The sequence below is a fragment of the Prochlorococcus marinus str. AS9601 genome (genome assembly GCF_000015645.1).
Classification (GTDB): Bacteria; Cyanobacteriota; Cyanobacteriia; order PCC-6307; family Cyanobiaceae; genus Prochlorococcus_A; species Prochlorococcus_A marinus_O.
In genome coordinates, this window is record NC_008816.1 from 964,454 (window position 1) to 982,552 (window position 18,099).

20 protein-coding genes are annotated in these 18,099 nt (G+C 31.7%); 4 read left to right on the plus strand and 16 right to left on the minus strand.

Annotation, left to right across the window (positions count from 1 at the left end):
* Positions 1-13 precede the first annotated feature (13 nt).
* Positions 14-883: a carbohydrate kinase family protein gene (locus A9601_RS14565; RefSeq protein ID WP_011818582.1), complete on the minus strand. Its 870-nt coding sequence runs from the start codon at positions 881-883 to the stop codon at positions 14-16.
* A gap of 41 nt (positions 884-924) precedes the next feature.
* Here A9601_RS14565 and A9601_RS14570 point away from each other — a divergent pair, with 41 nt between their 5' ends.
* Positions 925-1,296: a DUF2834 domain-containing protein gene (locus A9601_RS14570; protein ID WP_011818583.1), complete on the plus strand. Its 372-nt coding sequence runs from the start codon at positions 925-927 to the stop codon at positions 1,294-1,296.
* Here A9601_RS14570 and A9601_RS14575 read toward each other — a convergent pair.
* The gene (locus A9601_RS14575; RefSeq protein WP_011818584.1) at positions 1,293-2,522 is read right to left on the minus strand and encodes an MFS transporter; all 1,230 of its coding nucleotides are present in this window, start codon (positions 2,520-2,522) and stop codon (positions 1,293-1,295) included. The genes A9601_RS14570 and A9601_RS14575 overlap by 4 nt on opposite strands.
* A 2-nt stretch (positions 2,523-2,524) precedes the next feature.
* On the opposite strand from A9601_RS14575, the gene A9601_RS14580 reads away from it, so the two are divergent.
* Complete coding sequence (locus A9601_RS14580; protein ID WP_011818585.1) at positions 2,525-4,075, plus strand: alpha/beta hydrolase; 1,551 nt, start codon at positions 2,525-2,527, stop codon at positions 4,073-4,075.
* Here the strand turns inward: A9601_RS14580 and A9601_RS14585 are convergent.
* The 10 genes from A9601_RS14585 to A9601_RS14630 form a co-directional block, all read right to left on the minus strand.
* Entirely contained in the window at positions 4,072-5,094 is a 1,023-nt protein-coding gene (locus A9601_RS14585; protein ID WP_011818586.1) for an ABC transporter permease, read from the minus strand. The two genes, A9601_RS14580 and A9601_RS14585, sit on opposite strands and share 4 nt — an antisense overlap.
* The gene (locus tag A9601_RS14590; protein ID WP_011818587.1) at positions 5,087-6,658 is read right to left on the minus strand and encodes an ABC transporter substrate-binding protein; all 1,572 of its coding nucleotides are present in this window, start codon (positions 6,656-6,658) and stop codon (positions 5,087-5,089) included. The genes A9601_RS14585 and A9601_RS14590 overlap by 8 nt, the downstream gene beginning before the upstream one ends.
* 17 nt (positions 6,659-6,675) lie before the next feature.
* A complete protein-coding gene (locus A9601_RS14595) occupies positions 6,676-6,927 on the minus strand; it encodes a hypothetical protein (protein WP_193328895.1) in 252 nt (83 codons plus the stop codon).
* Positions 6,928-6,997: 70 nt separating this feature from the next.
* Positions 6,998-8,299, minus strand: coding sequence for a homoserine dehydrogenase (locus A9601_RS14600; RefSeq protein WP_011818589.1), 1,302 nt, complete (start codon positions 8,297-8,299; stop codon positions 6,998-7,000).
* 45 nt (positions 8,300-8,344) lie between these two features.
* Complete coding sequence (locus A9601_RS14605; RefSeq protein ID WP_011818590.1) at positions 8,345-8,761, minus strand: SufE family protein; 417 nt, start codon at positions 8,759-8,761, stop codon at positions 8,345-8,347.
* A 39-nt stretch (positions 8,762-8,800) separates the two neighbouring features.
* A complete protein-coding gene (locus A9601_RS14610) occupies positions 8,801-9,358 on the minus strand; it encodes a 5-formyltetrahydrofolate cyclo-ligase (RefSeq protein WP_041484609.1) in 558 nt (185 codons plus the stop codon).
* Positions 9,359-9,368: 10 nt separating this feature from the next.
* Complete coding sequence (gene ruvC, locus A9601_RS14615) at positions 9,369-9,842, minus strand: crossover junction endodeoxyribonuclease RuvC (RefSeq protein WP_011818592.1); 474 nt, start codon at positions 9,840-9,842, stop codon at positions 9,369-9,371.
* Between the two features lie 5 nt (positions 9,843-9,847).
* Entirely contained in the window at positions 9,848-10,936 is a 1,089-nt protein-coding gene (gene bchI, locus A9601_RS14620) for a magnesium chelatase ATPase subunit I (protein WP_011818593.1), read from the minus strand.
* A 117-nt stretch (positions 10,937-11,053) separates the two neighbouring features.
* Complete coding sequence (locus A9601_RS14625; protein WP_011818594.1) at positions 11,054-11,806, minus strand: RNA methyltransferase; 753 nt, start codon at positions 11,804-11,806, stop codon at positions 11,054-11,056.
* Positions 11,803-12,189: a c-type cytochrome gene (locus A9601_RS14630; protein ID WP_041484538.1), complete on the minus strand. Its 387-nt coding sequence runs from the start codon at positions 12,187-12,189 to the stop codon at positions 11,803-11,805. Before A9601_RS14630 ends, A9601_RS14625 begins: the two co-directional genes overlap by 4 nt.
* Positions 12,190-12,244: 55 nt before the next feature.
* Between A9601_RS14630 and petG the strand changes: the two genes are divergently transcribed.
* The gene (petG, locus tag A9601_RS14635) at positions 12,245-12,364 is read left to right on the plus strand and encodes a cytochrome b6-f complex subunit V (protein ID WP_011376619.1); all 120 of its coding nucleotides are present in this window, start codon (positions 12,245-12,247) and stop codon (positions 12,362-12,364) included.
* Here petG and rsmD read toward each other — a convergent pair.
* The 4 genes from rsmD to A9601_RS14655 all read right to left on the minus strand — a co-directional run bounded on the left by rsmD (position 12,341) and on the right by A9601_RS14655 (position 15,300).
* Positions 12,341-12,940 (minus strand): 16S rRNA (guanine(966)-N(2))-methyltransferase RsmD, encoded by a 600-nt coding sequence (gene rsmD, locus A9601_RS14640; protein ID WP_011818596.1) that lies wholly within the window; start codon positions 12,938-12,940, stop codon positions 12,341-12,343. The two genes, petG and rsmD, sit on opposite strands and share 24 nt — an antisense overlap.
* A gap of 13 nt (positions 12,941-12,953) precedes the next feature.
* Positions 12,954-13,571, minus strand: coding sequence for an imidazole glycerol phosphate synthase subunit HisH (gene hisH, locus A9601_RS14645; protein ID WP_011818597.1), 618 nt, complete (start codon positions 13,569-13,571; stop codon positions 12,954-12,956).
* A gap of 11 nt (positions 13,572-13,582) precedes the next feature.
* On the minus strand, positions 13,583-13,906 hold the full coding sequence (gene trxA / locus A9601_RS14650; RefSeq protein WP_011376622.1) for a thioredoxin: 324 nt from the start codon (positions 13,904-13,906) through the stop codon (positions 13,583-13,585).
* Positions 13,907-14,136: 230 nt separating this feature from the next.
* Entirely contained in the window at positions 14,137-15,300 is a 1,164-nt protein-coding gene (locus A9601_RS14655) for a GuaB3 family IMP dehydrogenase-related protein (protein WP_011818598.1), read from the minus strand.
* 180 nt (positions 15,301-15,480) lie between these two features.
* Here A9601_RS14655 and gyrA point away from each other — a divergent pair, with 180 nt between their 5' ends.
* Positions 15,481-18,078, plus strand: a complete 2,598-nt coding sequence (gene gyrA, locus A9601_RS14660; RefSeq protein ID WP_011818599.1) for a DNA gyrase subunit A — start codon at positions 15,481-15,483, stop codon at positions 18,076-18,078.
* Positions 18,079-18,099: the final 21 nt, after the last annotated feature.

The window sequence follows — 18,099 nt, forward strand, 5'->3', positions numbered from 1 at the left end:
AGTCTTAATTCAATTATTTTTCATCACTATTTGCATATGGGCCGAAAAATTCACTTGCGTCTCTTCCCATTACTTTAGCAAGATTTAAAGTTTTATCTATATCCCATTTAGATGCCATTCCATAAAGAATCCCAGCAGCAAATGAATCGCCACATCCATAAGAATCAACCTTTAATTTTTTGTTTTTAAGAGCCTTATATCTTCCTCCTGGGAATATTATGCCTCCCTTCTCTCCCTCGGTTTTAATAGTATATTTTGGTTTTAACGATAATTCAGAAAAAGAAAAAACTTCTCCTGGATCAAGATTACTGCCTATTAATCCATCTAAAAGAACATTTGAATTATTAATTGTATTTAATCCTACCCTTGGTGTCGTACATAGTATTGAAGCTGATCTAGCCATTTTAAAAATCTCTGAATCAGATGCCGTAATAAAAATTCCGTCCATTTTTTTTAAAATATTCCATTCCAACTTGTCTTTATGAGTTGGAGCTAACCTTTCACCAATAACTGTTATTGCTCTTTCACCTAGAGAGTCAATTAAACTAAATCCTCTTCTAGTTGGTTTATCACGCCAAGCTACATGCATCTTAATTCCCATATTTGAGAGAATCTTGAAACACTTATCTCCATATTCATCATTACCTAATGACGTAAAAAAATGAATTTGGTTTAAAGTTAAATCAGAAAGTATTTTCGCGATAATAGAGCCACCACCAGCTGGATACTCAAGAGATTTTTCAGAATGAGAAATGACGCCTGGTTTTGGTAATTGATCGACCTTTAAGAAATTTATCCACTCAACATGACCAACAACAGCAAAATTTAAATTTCCTTTTTTAAATTTATAGTCTTCAACTTTATTATTCTTTTCAACAACCATAAGCTTTTAAATACTATTATTAAAAGAAATATTTTTGACAAGTGAATTCATTTAACATTTTAAAAGATAATAAACAGATACTATCTTATCTTTACCTTTTTCTATCAATTTTAGGAGCTGTTCTGCCAATGTTGGCAAATTTAGAATTTGCTAGGGAATATGGAAACAGTTTTGATATAAATAACTTCATTTCATTAGCGAATGCAAACCCTGCAGCTCAGTCGATTTCTAGAGACTTATTAGTAGGTGCAAGCGCTATTTTTATATGGATAGTAAATGAATCAAAAAAACTAAACATGAAGCATATGTGGGTTGTATACATTGGAACTTTTCTTATAGCCTTCGCATTCTCTGCACCTTTTTTCTTATTTCTAAGAGAGAGAAGAATTATTGAATTAGAAAAGATTAATTAAAATAATCTCTTAAATAGAATTGTAAAGGCAATAAAGCAACAACAAGAAATTGAAAGCCAGATTAATGAAGCATAACCAAATAGATCTAATATGCGTCCTGAAATAAATGGTCCGAAAAAATAACCCATAGCGAAACATTGTGATAATAAAGCGAGTGCAAAACCTTTTTTATTTGAAGGAGCTATTCTGAAAACGACATCTGTTGATGTTGGAAGAAATGAAGCAGTCCCTAAACTTACTAAAATTAATGCCAAAGAAATTAAATAAAACGCTGGGATATTTAAATAACTAGAAATAAATAATAAAAATGAAGCGAAAGAGAAATTTATTAAACTAAATTTCAAGCCAAATAATCTTTCTTTCTTAGATATCCAAGAACCGATAGGCCATTGTAAAAACAACAATAAAATTAACTGAATAGAAATTATAAGACTAATAATTTCTTTGTTTAATGCATTACGATATACTCCACCTTTAACAAGATCCAGAGGCAAAGTTACTTGTATAAGGGCTAAAGAGGTAGTTATCAATAAAATAGATAAAATTATTATTGTTGAATTTTTATTCCATTTCAATTGTCCCTGATTAATTGGATCTACTAATTTTTTTTGAAAATTTTCTAAGTTTCTTTTTATAGAAGAACTATTTCTAGATATTAAATACGTGATAACTAACATGCAAAATATATCATTTATAAATATTGATTTAAAATACAAAAAATTTGTCATATACCCTCCTAAGAATACCCCTAGAAATATTCCTAAAGCTTCCGAACTTCTAACAAGGGCATAAGCTTTACGTGTTTCGATAGGATGACAAAAATAGGGCACCCCAAACTCGGCAGCAGGCCAATATATTCCTGCAGCAGCCCCAACAAGTGATTGCCCAATTATGTACAAAAAAGTATCTCTTGAAAAAATGAGGCATAAGCTAGCGGCAATACTTAGTATTGAAGAAGTAATTATCGGAAATTGTATTTTTCCCGTTTTATTAAGATAATTACCTGTAAAGAGTCTTGTTACGGTTCCAATTATTGCTGAAATGGTAAATCCCAGGCCAATATCTGTCGCCGATAATCCTAGGTTATTAAAAATAAGTGATGTTAAATAAATAACACCTCCTGCTCCAAATGCAGCGAAAAATCTTATCTTAGTTATTAACCTCAAATGATAAGGAAATTGAATCCACCAATTTTTGCTAATTTGTAAACTATTTGGACTAATCACTAGTGAAATACATTTTTATAATTTTTTTTAGTTTTTGTGGTTTATTTTTTAATAATGGTTTAAAGGCTGCTGAAAAGATAAATATTAAGTTTGAAGAGATGGAAATCCCTCTTACTATAGAACAATTATCAAAATTAGAAAAATACAAAGATAATTCAACAGAATTAATAGATTGGTTAAAAAAAAATGGATTTATAAGAGTTTTTGAATTATCAAAGTTTTTAGAATTTCCAGTTTTCAAAGAAGATGGATTAAATAGAGAAATATTAAGAAGTTGGATAGGGCGTAAAATTCTTACAGAATTAAGCAAAAGCATTAAAGTTCCAAATGACAATAATGGAACAGAAATATATAACACTATAGAAAATTTATTAGATCAAAAAAAACAAATTTCAACTTTAGACATCATAAAGGCATTACCATCAGAAGAAATTTCACTGGATATTGATAATCTAATTTTAATAATTTCATCTTGGAAAAATGAATTATCAATGCAACAAGAACTGTTGTCCAAATTAAATCAACTTGAAAGAACTAAACAAAATGTCTCTAAAAATACTGAAAAAAAATCAATTGAAGATCTAATAAAAATTGAAAAAAAAATTTATGCTCCTCACCGAGTGAAACCTTTTGAAATTGAAATATGGAAAAGCAATAAAACAAATTCTGATAGAGAATTAATAATATTTATGCCAGGACTTGGAGGAGAAATTAATAATTTCAAATGGATAGGTAACGAATTAGCTAGAAGAGGCTGGCCAATATTATTCATAGATCATAGAGGAAGTAATTTAGAATCATTCATAGAAGTACTCGATGGTAAGGAAACAATACCAGGAAGTGCAGACTTTTACTTATATAGAATTAAAGATTTAGATGCTGTATTGAAAGCTCATGAAAATGGAGAATTTGATTTACCTAATAATTCTTACATTTTAATGGGGCATTCACTTGGTGCTTTAATAGCACTTTTATATGAAGGCAAGAAACCTACTGATCAACTAGAGGAAAAATGTGATTTGGCATTAAAAGACTTTGCGGTTACAAATTTATCAAAATTACTTCAATGTCAGTTGAGTGAAATACCATTCCCTAAGAACAATAACACTAATAAGGCCAGTGCCATAGTAGGCTTTAATTCATTTGGAAGTCTAGTATGGCCAAAAGAAAATAGTACAGGCATTAAGGTACCAACTCTTCTAATAGGAGGTACTTATGACCTTATTACACCGTTAATGAATGAACAATTTAAAGTTTTTTATGCTTTAGATAATCCATCAAATAGATTTCTAATTATTGAAGGAGCAAGTCATTTCTCTCCAATAAGAATTAATAAAAGCTATGAAAAAAATAATGACCTCTTCAAAATAAGTGAATCTTTTATTGGTTCAGAGCCAATATTAGTACAAGATTTATCTACTAAATTTATAGTTGAATTTTTAAAAAATATTAAAGACCAAAAGATCCCTAATGTAGTTAAAAACCAAAGAGATTTGGGACTTGACTTCCATTTTTTAGATCTTGAAACGATAAAAGAAATTTCCGAAAATTAGTACTCTATTCGTGGATCTAAATATGCGATTAAAATATCCACTAAGAGATTTAGAGAGACTATAAGCATAGAGGTAAAAATTACAATTCCTTGAACCAAAGTATAGTCTCTTTGAGAAATAGCTTCATGTAATCTTAAAGCTATACCTGGCCATGAGAAAGTCACCTCGAACAAAAGAGCACCTCCTGCTAAAGAGGCCATAGTCAAGCCAGAAATAGTGACAATTGGCAATAGAGCATTAGGCAATGCATGGTTTAAAAATATTTTTTTCCTCGATATTCCTCTACATATAGCAGCATTTACATAATCACTTTTTAATGTCTTATCCAAATTTACTCTTAATGAGCGGCTGAATATACCACTTAATAAAAAGCCAAGGGTAATCGAAGGAAGTGCGAGATGATAAAGACTATCTTTCAAGGCAATAATATTATTTGAAAGAATACTATCTAAAACTAGAAAACCTGTAATTTGGGGTTGTTGCTGAAATATAGGAAATCTCCCTCCAATTGGGGAAATATTAAAAAATACAGAAAATAATAATTGAGCTAACATTGCACCCCAAAAAGGAGGGATCGCATATGTGGCAATTCCTAATATTCTCGCAATATAATCAGTCTTTTTACCTCTATTTCTTAAGCCAATTAATCCCAATGGAAATCCTATTAGTGTGGCACTTAATATTGAAAAGAATCCAAGCTCAAGACTTGCAGGCAACGACTTTATAATAATATTAAGGACTGGCTCTTGGGTACTAAGAGATTGGCCAAAATCTAAGTGCAATATATTTTTAATATATGAAAAATATTGATTTATTAAAGGTTCATTTAGCCCCAATTTATTTCTTAGAAATTCCCTGGAAACCTCATCTGCACCAGATCCAAGTATGGCATCTACAGGATCGCCGGGAGCAATTCTTAATAAAATAAAAACTAATGAAGAAATTATCCATAACATTATCGGTATTAATGAAATTTTCAATAAGGAATAATTTAGTAGTTTATCTAAATTTCTACTCATTAATTAACTCAAGATCACTCAATGAGATTATTCCTGCACCATTAAAAATAGGTTTTGATATTTTATTTTGTGACCATGCTTTTTGAGAGGAGATCCAAATAGGAATATATGGTATTGAACTTGCTGCTATTTTTTCAATTTCAACAAGTTTTTCTAATCTTTTAATTCCACTTATTTTTTCACTTTCAAGAAATAAACTTTCCACTTTCTTAGATCCCCAAAAACTACCGCTGTAAACTGATTCTCCTTTTTTACATATGCCGTCAACTATTTTATTACAACTTAAAAGAGGGGTAAGATAAGCCTCTGGATCTGAATAAGCCCCAGTCCAATCGAGAAGAACTGCCGTATAAATTCCTAAACTTAGATTCTTATAAACTGTTGTAGATTCAACCCCATTGAGTTCAATATCAATACAATCTTTCAAAGAATTTTTAATTTCTTCTTGCCATGTCAGAGCAATAAGCTTGTCAGCTGGCACGTTCGATCTATAAGTAAGGGGTATTTTTAGAATATTTCCATTGCAATAATTTTCTTTTTGCAATAACCTTCTCGCTTCTAAATAATCATATTTAGGCCACAGTTCTTGATTATCTTTTTTTAATATCGGAGGAATAATTGATCTAGATGGCTTCCTTAATCCATAACTTACTTTCTCACTAATCAATTTTCTATTAAGACTTTTTGCTAAAGCCAATCTTAAATTAAAATTACTTAAGGGATAAGAACTAGTTTTGAGGCTTATAAAACTTAATTCAGTGAAAGGGCTATTACCTTCATTAAAATGTTTATTTTTGCTTAAATCATTTAAACTTTTTCTCTGACTATCATCAATTGAATTTGATAAAAGCACGTCAATTTGTTTACTTTTTAAAGCCCCAAAAAGAGAGGATGAGTTTGAATAGCCCACAAAATTAACGCCGTTATTTGAGGGCTTTTCACCCCAATAATTCAAATATGGATCAATTGATTGAACTTCATTAGAAAAACTGGTCAGCACATACTTGCCAGTACCAACAAATTTTTCATTTAGAAACTTATCAGAATATTGTTTGTAAAATGTAGGAGATATTGGAGTTAAATTTACTGATGTGAGTAAACCATTTAAAGAACTTGATGGTTTATTCAAATTTATTATCACTGAATATTCACTTGGCGTTTCTATTGATTTAATCTTATTTCCTAAAATATAGTTCATCGTTCCAATTCTTTTGAATCTATCAAAGGTAAACTTCATAGCATTTGAGTTAAATGCAGTTCCATCGTGAAAGAAAACATTCTTTCTTAAATTGATAGTTATTTGAAGTCTATCCTTTGAAATAACTGGCATCCCCGAGGCCAATTCAGGTATTAATTCTCCGTTAGAATTTAATTCATATAATGTGTCTCCAAGAGAACTGATTAATTGAATTGCTTTAAGAGTACTTGCTCTAGCTGGATCTAAAGATTCAATTTTTCCAGAACTTGCTACTATGATTTTTTCAGATATTCTTTTTGAGCCGCAAGAATTCTGTAAAAAAGAAATTAAAATTATAAATATTGATAAAACAATTTTTTTTTTCATATTTCCTTAGTTCTTGATTATTCTGAAGAATTATTTGAGCAGAAAATTTGTAAGGTTATTTGACTAATTTCTAAAGCAAACGTTTTTTTAGAATTACAAGCAAAAGGCCATTCTCTCACCCAACAAATTTCTTTACCTCTATTTAAACCAATTACTTGAAAAGTTTTATTGCTATTTTTAATTTTTACGCAAGCACCTTTATAAAGGTTTTCAGAAGAAATTAAATTATTATTATTATTTTCACTGTCTAATAATTTTGAATGAATCATTAAGGTGCTAAATCCAAACACTTACTTTCTTCGGTTTACCAAGCTATAAAGAAATTTGCAAACTATTTTTTTAAATACAACTTAATTGACTTGCAATAATTTTTACTTCATTTAACGAATTTATTTCATTTTTCGATCTCTCAAAATCTCCATTATTCACCTCATGAGTAATAACGACAATTTCAGCTTTGTCCTCACTCGCATCAAGTTGAACAATTGATTCGATTGATACATTATTCTTTCCAAAAATATCTCCAATCTTTCCTATTACACCTGGACTATCAAGACAAATAATTCTAAGGTAATTTTTTTTGTTTATTTGCGAAGATCCTATGATATGGCAGTTTCTCCAGAAATCAAAAGATAATAATGGATCGATTGAATTATTATTTTTTACTGAGGCGGCATGCAGATTTAATATATCTGATACTACTGATGCTGCAGTTGGACCACTCCCTGCACCTGGACCATATAACATTATTTCTCCAAGAGGATCAGCCTCAATCAACAAGGCATTGTTAACTCCCTTAACTGTTGACAATGGATGAGATTTTGGAATCAAAGAAGGTCCTACCCAAATATTTAAAGCGAGTGAATCATTACTATTAATTTGTCCCCTTTCAGAGAGCGCTAAAAGTTTTATTTCAAATCCTAATTTATTGGCATATTCGATATCCTTGAGATTAATTTTACTGATACCCTCAGAATGTATCTCCTCTCTTTTGATTTTCCCTCCAAATGCGAGTTCACTAAGGATTGAAATCTTATCAGCAGCATCATGCCCCTCAACATCTGCAGTTGGATCAAATTCTGCGTAACCAAGGCTTTGGGCCAATTTTAAAGTTTCCTTATAATCAGCTTTTTCATTTGCCATCTTTGAAAGAATAAAATTTGTTGTGCCATTTATTATCCCAACCATTTTTTTTATACTGTTACTTTTTAATGATCTTTTTAAGGGTTCAATTATTGGAATCCCCCCGCAAACAGCTGCTTCTGACAATATATAGACACCTTCTTTAGATGCAGTTTTATATATTTCTTCTCCATATCTTGCAATAACTGCTTTGTTTGCGGTAACTACAGATTTACCTAATTTTAATGATTGCAGAATAATTTCTTTCGCTAAATCAACCCCACCCATTACTTCAACAATAACATCTATAGATGGGTCATTAATTAATTTAAATGGATCATCAGTTAATAAATTATTATCTAGCTCAATATCTCTTTTTTTATCAAGATCTTTAACTGCTATTTTTGAAATTTCTATTTCTTCTAGAATTGGATGTGAATCGAGTTCAGAAGTTAATATTTTATAAATCCCTGAACCTACAGTTCCAAAACCTACAATACCAATTTTGCATTTTCTCATTGTTTTATTTCTTTTTACTTTGAATTTAATTTTATATTATTAGACCTACAAAAATTCATTTGCTTGAGACTGCATTTTCAATAATATGTTTAAAAACCCATTTGATCGTGAAGGAGTTAAGCTTGCTTTCAAACCAGTATCTTCAATAAATTTCTTATCTATTTCAACAACTTCATTAGGTGTTAACTCATTTAATCCACTTATTAGAAAGGCCAACAAACCCTTTGTTATGAGAGCATCAGAATATCCTTCCCAAAATAATTTACCGGTTTTAATAGTTGCCTTAACAAAAACTTCTGAAACACATCCCTTAACTTTATTTTCTTCAATAAGGATTTCACTATCTGGTTCTTTCAATTTCTTGCCTAACCACAAAATGTATTCATATTTTCTTTTTGGATCTTCTGATTTCTTCAACTTTTCTACTAATTTTGATAAATTATTGTATTTTTCCTGTTCCATTTTTTAAAACTATAAATTAATCACTTTATGAGTCTTCTATTATACAAATATTTCTTTTTCTGTGATAAAGCCAGATAGAGGAATATCCCACTCAGCCCTGGTTAATGGAATTTTACTTACACAATTAGAAGTTAATACTCCAATGCATGGAACATTTCTCCAATCATTATCTATCCTTAATTTATCAAAATAACCTCCTCCATAACCTAATCTTATTAGGTTTTTATCAACGGATAGACATGGAACAAATATCATGCTTATCTGCAAATAACTTAATGGGGAAGAGTTATTTGGACTTAATATCCCCTCAGAATCTTTGGTAAGAGGTTTTTCATCCCATTGGTAAAATAACAACTTTTTTTTTTCTTTACATCTAGGCAAAGCTAAAGAAAATTTTTTCTTAAGACTTCTTATATCTACTTCATTTTTTAAAGGCCAATATATTGCTATATAACCAATATTTTTATATCCCTTAGAAAATGAATCAACATATAATCTTACATTCTTTTCTACATTTTCTCTTTGATTAAGAGAAATCCCATCTCTTAGTTTTCTAAACTTATCCCTCTCCAATTTCTTATTTTCAAAGATAGTCATATTAAATTTTTTAGTTAAAGCCATCCTCATTTAGTTTTGTAAGTGCTATAGCTAATGCATCTGCTGAATCATCAGGTTTTGGAGGTTTGTCAAGATCTAAGTTGTACATAACAGCATCAAGAATATCTTTCTTAGATGCCTTTCCTGATCCAGCAATTGTTAATTTTATCTTAGCGGGTGAATACTCACTAACATGAATTTTTTTAGAGGCCAATACCATCATAATCACGCCTCTGGCCTGCACCACACTAATGGTAGTACTTGACCTGTAAAAGAAAAATTTTTCTACTGCCGCTACAGTTGGTTTCCAATGATTTATTAATTCATTAAGATCTTGGAATATCTCATAAAGTCTATCTTCTTCTTTTTTATCTTTACCTGTTTCAATAACGCCACAATCTAATAATATCTTTCTTTCATTTTCTATCTCAATTATTCCATAACCAACTCTAGCTAATCCGGGGTCAATCCCAATTATTCTCACTGTTATTAAGCTTCAGCAGATAATTGAAATTTTGATAAATTTTCTTTTTCATCTAAATCAAATACTTTACAAAAAGCTTGAATAACCCTTTCTCCTGAATCAACTTGTTCTAAGGGATCTTTTCTAAGTCTATGTCTTAAAGAACAAGAAATAACCCTTGCTATGTCATCTTCTTGCACTTCAGTTCTGCCCTCAAATGCTGCAATTGCCCTTGCTGATCGATTGGTAACAATATCTCCACGTAAACCATCTACATCTAGTTCTCCGCAAATTGCAGAAATATTCAATCTTAAATCATCGTCCATTTGAACAGAATTTAATATTTCTTGTGCTTTAATAACTTTTTGTTGAAGTTCATCCTGTTGTTTCTCAACACTCAATGAAAACTCATCAGGATTATCATCAAAAGAAGTTCTTTGATCAACCACTTGAACTCTTAATTCAGCATCTCTAACTGTCTTAACTTCAACACTCATTCCAAACCTATCCAATAGTTGAGGCCTTAATTCACCTTCTTCTGGATTTCCTGAACCAATAAGGACAAACCTCGCAGGATGTCGGACTGAAACTCCCTCCCTTTCAACTGTATTCCATCCGGAAGCGGCCGAATCTAAAAGTACATCAACTAAATGATCATCAAGTAAATTTACTTCATCAACGTATAGTAACCCCCTATTAGCTTTTGCTAATAGACCTGGTTCGAATGCCTTAACACCTTCGCTCAAAGCCTTCTCTATATCAATGGTTCCACAAAGCCTGTCTTCAGTAGCCCCTAAAGGCAAATCAACCATAGGTACTTGTTTTTGAATACTCTCTAGATTTTCTCCTTGAGTAATTTTTTCCAAAACTTCTTTACTTTGTAAATCAGGATCGACTAGTGAACTATTATATGGATCGTCTTTAACAACATCGATTGCAGGCAACAAATCAGCTAAGGCCCTGATTGTAGTTGACTTTCCAGTCCCTCTATCACCCATTATCATCACTCCTCCAATTCTTGGATCAATAACATTTAACAAGAGAGCTAATTTCATTTCTTCTTGACCAATTACTGCTGTAAAAGGAAAAACTCTTCTTTTCTTTGTTGTAGGCACAGTTTTAGTTTTCTTAAATATTCAAATAATCAATAGATGCTACTTCAGAAAATGTTTTTAGTAAATATTCCTATCAAATTAAAACAAGAAGAGAACAATAACTAATCAAATTTATACTTACTTATTTTTTTTTGAATTGTTCAAAAACCAATTTATTTGATGGACAATTCCTCTTAAAACATTTATTTCGTGCATTGATGTATTTGCCCTCAAAATAAAATTCTTAAATTTACTGATTTTTGCCTTAGAGGTATGTTTTAAGAGATATCCAACTCGCAAAAGCATTTCCTCTATATCAAGAAATGTATCATGTACTTCCTTAGATGATGCTAAGTTAAAAACTTTTAATTCATTATTCAAATTCTTTTTAGAAGACTTATTCAATTCATATAAAACTATTGAAACAGCGTGAGAAAGATTTAATGAAGGATTATTCTGAGAAGTTGGGATACTAAAAGTTTTATTTGCCAGAAGCAATTCACTGTTAGTTAAACCTCTATCTTCCCTGCCAAATATAATTGCTAAATTATTTAACTTATTAAAGGATAAAGTCCAATCAAATATATCTTCAGAAGATACAAAAAATGAATCTTTATTTACATCAATCCTTCCACAAGATGCTAATACTAAATCACAATCAAAAATTGCCTTTTGAAGATCATCAAAAATCTTACAATTTTCAAGAATTTTTTGACCTTTAAGGGCCATTTTTTTTGCTTCTAAAGAAAAAATATCGCATTTAGGAGAGACGATTCTTAATTCATCAACTTCAAAATTACTGCATAATCTAGCGACGCTACCTACATTTAAAGGGCCATTTGGCTCAACTAATATTACCTTTAAATTAGAAAAATTTTTTCCCAAAATCATTCAAGGCTATGAAGATATTTTAATAAATTAGACATATTTACAGGATCAATTTCAAAGCTTGGCATAGGAGGAGTTAGGCCTCCAGTAACTTGTTTTATTATCTCTTTATCATTCAAACGTTGAGTTATTGAGTGTAAGTCTGGGCCCACTAATCCTCTTGCTGTAATTCCATGACATCCAACACAATTTATCTTAAAAAGAGCATCTCCTTCCTCAGCAGAGCCATTAAGCTCAAGAGTTTCAACAATATATTTGTTATTTTCATGATGTTTTAAAAAAAATATTGAAAAACAAATCAATAAAACTCCAAATACAATAAAAACAATTTTTAAGAATTCACTTTTGAAGTCTCTTTCTGCTGCAGTTGATGAAGATGTTGACACAAAAAATAGTCTCTATGTAACAATTGTGAATAAGAAATTCAAAAAAGGCAAAAAGATGATCGAGCCTCTTCTATGTGGAATTGTTTTAGGGTTAGTTCCAATAACTCTTCTTGGATTATTCGTAAGTGCATGGAATCAATACAGAAGAGGTTCAGGAATGCTGGACATTGATTAAAAATGTTAATCTTGACTGCCCATAATCTCTTACATCTATAGTTTCCCACAAAGTACTTTTTTTAATAAAAAGTTTTGGAGAATGTTCACAAATAACAGTTGAATCTTTTTTTAAAAAATTACAATTAAATAATTGATTTAAAACTAATTCATGGAAATCCACATCATATGGAGGATCTAGATAAACAAAATCAAATTTTAATTTGTTTAAATCCATATTTTTAGATGATAAGTTTCTCTCATAATTTGGTTTTGTCCATTTCACAACGTCTTTACAAATAACTTCTATATCATTTCTCCTATTCTCTATATTCTCCAACGAGAGTAAATTTTCTAAGCATATTTTTGAGTTGATTTTGTTTTTTTCAATTGCAAGTATTTTGCTTGCCCCATGATTATAGGCTTCACAAGATATGGTCCCTGTTCCACTAAATAAATCTAACCAGTTACTATTTTCAACTCTTTTATTCAATATATTAAATATAGCCTCTCTTACTCTCAAAGTTGTAGGTCTGGTATTGGAATTATTTGGACTTTGGAGTTTTTTACCACCTATTAATCTTAAGTTTGTCTTCATCAGTAATTATCAATTATTGAATATTGCTAAGCCATCGTCTCAAAAGTTTTTCTCCGGTTTTTCCAGATTTTTCCGGATGAAATTGACAGGCTAATAAATTATCATTCTCGATCATTGCAGTTAATTTTTCAGGGCCATAATCAACCTGAGCTGCAATAATATTTAAGTCATCTGGGATTGCATGATAGGAATGTACAAAATAGACCCAATTATTTAATTCTTCAATCCCAAAAAGAGTATTTTTTTTTGTAGGTATAAGTTGGCACCAACCCATGTGTGGGATTCTTTGGTTAACAATATTGGGTATTTTTTGTATTTTTCCTTTTAAAATTCCAAGCCCTTGAACTTTTCCTTCATCACTAGATTCAAAAAGGAGTTGGAGACCTAAACATATCCCAAAAAAGGACTTCCCACTTTTAATCCAATTTTTCAAATCATTTATCAAATCAGTATTTATGAGATTATTCATCGCTGGATCAAATGCTCCAACCCCAGGAAGTATTATCGCCTTACAAAGCTTAGAATCATTAAAGTTTTTAATTAATATAATTTCTTCTCCAAGACTTTCTAGAGATTTCGTTACAGAATGAATATTACCCATTCCATAGTCTATTAGTCCGATTTTATGCAAAGCTTTTAAATTTATAAATGCTTAGTTAAAGTGCTCGAAAGAGTTGCTTTTGGCACAGCACCAACAACGGTATCAACCTTTTGACCTCCTTTAAAAATCATCAAGGTAGGGATACTTCTAATTCCGTATTGACTTGCTACATTTGGATTCTCATCTGTGTTTAATTTAAAAACTTTAATTTTCCCTTCAAAGTCTTTTGAGATTTCTTCTACAACTGGTGCAACCATCCTACATGGACCGCACCATGGTGCCCAAAAATCAACCAATACTGGTAGATCACTTTGCAGTACATCCTTGTCAAATGAAGAATCAGTTACGGCTGGAGCTGATGACATAATTTAAGTATTCCTTTTTGAAAATTTAGCAGGCAATTCTTTTAAGTGATGATTTCATTACAGATAAAATAATATAAGTAACAAAATATCTAAAAAAGCCCGATTAATCGGGCGATTTAGTGTGTGAGGAGTATGGGGTTTCCCCCATCATTTCATAATAGCTCCTAATTAGAATATTTTTCAATTTAATATTTAATTAACTAAGGTTTTATAATTTTGTTCTTAATGAATTACTTACCCATCCCAAGCTGCTGAGCTTTTTGATAAACCTTACCCTCTGTAAGAAGAGATGGTGCGATAACTATTTCAACTTTTTGCATTTCTTTAATATTTTTTGCTCCAAGAGTACTCATTGATGTTCTAATGGCTCCTAATAAGTTATGTGTCCCATCATCAAGTAAGGCAGGGCCTTTAATTATCCTTTCTAAGGATCCTGTAGAACCAACTTCAATTCTTGTACCCCTTGGCAATACTGGACTTGGAGTAGCCATACCCCAGTGAAATCCTTTACCTGGAGCGTTTGAGGATTTAGCTACTGGGGATCCAATCATTACAGCATCTGATCCACATGCTAAACATTTACAGATATCTCCGCCCGTCACAATTCCTCCATCACCAATAATAGGAACATAACGACCAGTTTCTTTAAAGTAATCATTTCTTGCCGCACTACAATCAGCAATTGCAGTTGCTTGAGGGATTCCAATTCCTAATACTCCTCTTGATGTACATGCCGCTCCAGGTCCTATCCCAACCATTAATCCTGCAACTCCAGAGTCCATGAGAAGTTTTGCAACTTCATAAGTAACACAATTTCCGGCTACAACTGGGGCATTCATAGATTGGCAGAGATCTTTAATATTTAAGGTTTCCTTACCTTCCATACCAAGATGTTCAGTTGAAACAACTGTTCCTTGAAGAAAAAATAAATCTATTTTGGAATTATTAAGTATTTCTTTAAACCTAATAGCGGCTTGTGGAGTCCCACTAAAAGCAGCGATGCCTCCTCCTTCTTTGACCTCATTTATTCTTTGTAAAATCAATTCCTCCTTGACTGGTTCACTGTAAATCTTCTGCATTAACGGAACAAAATCATTCTTCCCGACTGATGCTATTTGGTTTAATATTTCATCAGGGTTTTCATATCTTGTCTGTATGCCCTCCATATTAATAACCCCTAGACAACCTAATTTCGTGAGTTCTACAGCCGTATCAACATCCACAACACTGTCCATAGCACTAGCTACGATCGGAACTTCTCTTTTGATATCACCTATTGACCAAGAAGGATCAGTTAAATCATAATCAAGAGTTCTATTACCAGGGACTAAAGCTATTTCATCAATGCCATAAGCCCTTCTGACTTTTTTATTTAGACCAAGTTCAATATTCACGATAATTTACTCTTTATTTTGATTAAATTAACAACTAAAGGGGTAATAAGCCAAGATTTGTTCAAAAACAAAAGGTTTTATTTTGATTTGTGTGTAAATGTAAGTATTTGGGAATTAAATAAATATTTTTTTTTATTCATTATGACAATCAGCGATTATTATTAAAAAAAGGATTTTTATATGTCTGATATTTTAGATTCTGATAACTCAGGTTTAAGCGAAGATAACGACCGAATTATTCAGACTGACCTAAGAAATGAGATGTCTCGCTCATACCTTGAGTATGCAATGAGCGTAATAGTTGGTCGTGCTCTTCCAGATGCAAGAGATGGATTAAAACCTGTTCATAGAAGGATTCTTTATGCAATGTATGAACTTGGTTTAACTAGCGGAAGACCATATAGAAAATGTGCAAGAGTTGTAGGAGAAGTACTAGGTAAGTACCACCCTCATGGCGATACTGCTGTTTATGATGCTTTGGTTAGGATGGCTCAGGATTTCTCGATGAGGATGCCACTCATAGATGGCCATGGAAACTTTGGTTCTGTTGATAACGACCCTCCAGCAGCAATGAGATATACAGAATCTCGTTTGCAGTCTCTTACAGATGAAAGTTTATTAGAGGATATTGAATCTGAAACTGTAGATTTCGCCGATAATTTTGATGGCTCTCAGCAAGAGCCAACAGTTTTGCCTGCTAGGATTCCTCAACTACTTCTAAATGGATCATCTGGAATAGCAGTAGGAATGGCAACTAATATCCCACCTCATAACTTAGGGGAATTAATTAATGGTCTTAAATCAATAATCAAAAACCCTTCACTTGAAGATAGAGAACTTTTTGAAATAATTAAGGGTCCTGATTTTCCTACAGGTGGTCAAATCTTAGGCAGAGACGGTATCAAAGAAACTTTCAAAACAGGAAGGGGTTCAATAACTATGAGAGGTGTAGCAAATATTGAGCAAATTAAATCTACTAGTAGAGCAGAAAAAGATGCAGTAATAATTACAGAGCTTCCATTTCAAACAAATAAAGCAGCATTGATAGAAAGAATTGCTGATTTGGTTAATGAAAAAAAATTAGAAGGTATTTCTGATATTAGAGATGAAAGTGATCGAGACGGAATGAGGATTGTTATTGAACTAAAAAGAGATGCCTACCCACAAGTAGTTTTAAATAATCTATTTAAGTTAACACCTCTACAGAATAACTTTAGTGCAAATATACTTGCTTTAGTAAAAGGAGAGCCCACAACACTTTCTCTCAGGAAAATGTTAGATGTATTTCTAGACTTTAGAGTAGAGACAATAAGGCGAAGAACAGGATTTTTATTGAAAAAGGCTGAAGAGAGGGATCATATAGTAAACGGTCTTTTATTAGCATTGGGTGCTATGGATGAGATAATTAATCTAATAAGATCAGCAAAAGATACAGTTTCAGCCAGAGAAAATTTACAAGCTGATCATGAGTTATCTGCCACACAGGCAGAAGCTATTTTACAAATGCAATTAAGAAGATTAACAGCACTAGAAGCAGATAAAATCAAAGGAGAACATGATGAGTTAACCAGAAAAATCAACTTATATAAGCAAATATTGAATAGTAAAGAAAGAATATTTGAAATTATTCTAGAAGAACTTAATAAAATCGATGAAAGATTTTCCTCTCCAAGAAAAACAGAAATACTTGATTTGGGCGGTGGTCTAGATGATATTGATCTTATTGCTAATGACAGATCTGTAGTTTTATTGACTGAAGCGGGTTATTTAAAAAGAATGCCTGTTAATGAATTCGAATCTACAAGTCGTGGGTCTAGAGGTAAAGCTGGAACAAAGACACAAGAAGATGATGAAGTAAAACTATTTATAAGTTGTAATGATCATGATACTCTTTTGCTTTTCAGTGATAGAGGTGTATCTTATGCTTTACCAGCATATAGAGTTCCCATGAGTAGCAGAACAGCTAAAGGTACTCCATCAGTTCAACTTCTCCCAATACCAAGAGAAGAAAAGATAACCTCGCTAGTTGCAGTAGATTCTTTTGATAACGATTGTTATCTGTTAATGCTAACCAAGGCTGGATTTATAAAAAGAACTTCACTTTCTGCTTTCTCAAAAATTCGATCTAATGGATTAATAGCAATAAATCTTGAGGATGGAGATGCTTTAACTTGGGTTAGGTTATCCAGAGAAGGTGACAGTGTTTTAATTGGATCAAGAACAGGAATGGCGATCCATTTCAGACTAGATATTAACGAATTAAGGCCACTTGGCAGGACGGCAAGGGGGGTTAAATCAATGAACCTTAGGAAAGGCGATAATCTAGTATCTATGGATGTTTTAACATCTGATTTAGTTGATCAATTAGCTAAAAGTGAAGATATTACGAAAGAGTCTGATGAAAATCTTGAAGTCAACTCTTCAGAGGGTCCTTGGGTTCTAATAGCCAGTGCATTTGGACTAGGTAAAAGAGTACCTGTAACTCAGTTTAGATTACAAAAAAGAGCTGGCATGGGATTGAGAGCAATAAAATTCAGAATTAAAGACGATGTATTAGTTTGTTTGAAGGTTCTTGGAGAAGGGGAAGAATTACTTTTTGTGACCGAAAAAGGTGTTATTGTTAGAACAAACGCAGATAAAATATCCCAGCAATCCAGAGCCGCTACTGGAGTAAAATTACAAAGATTAGATATGGGCGATCATTTATCAGAAGTTGTATTGGTTCCTCATGAACAAACAGAAGAAGCAGACCAATCCAACTCAGACAAAGAAAATTAAAAGAGATTGGCTTATTAGATC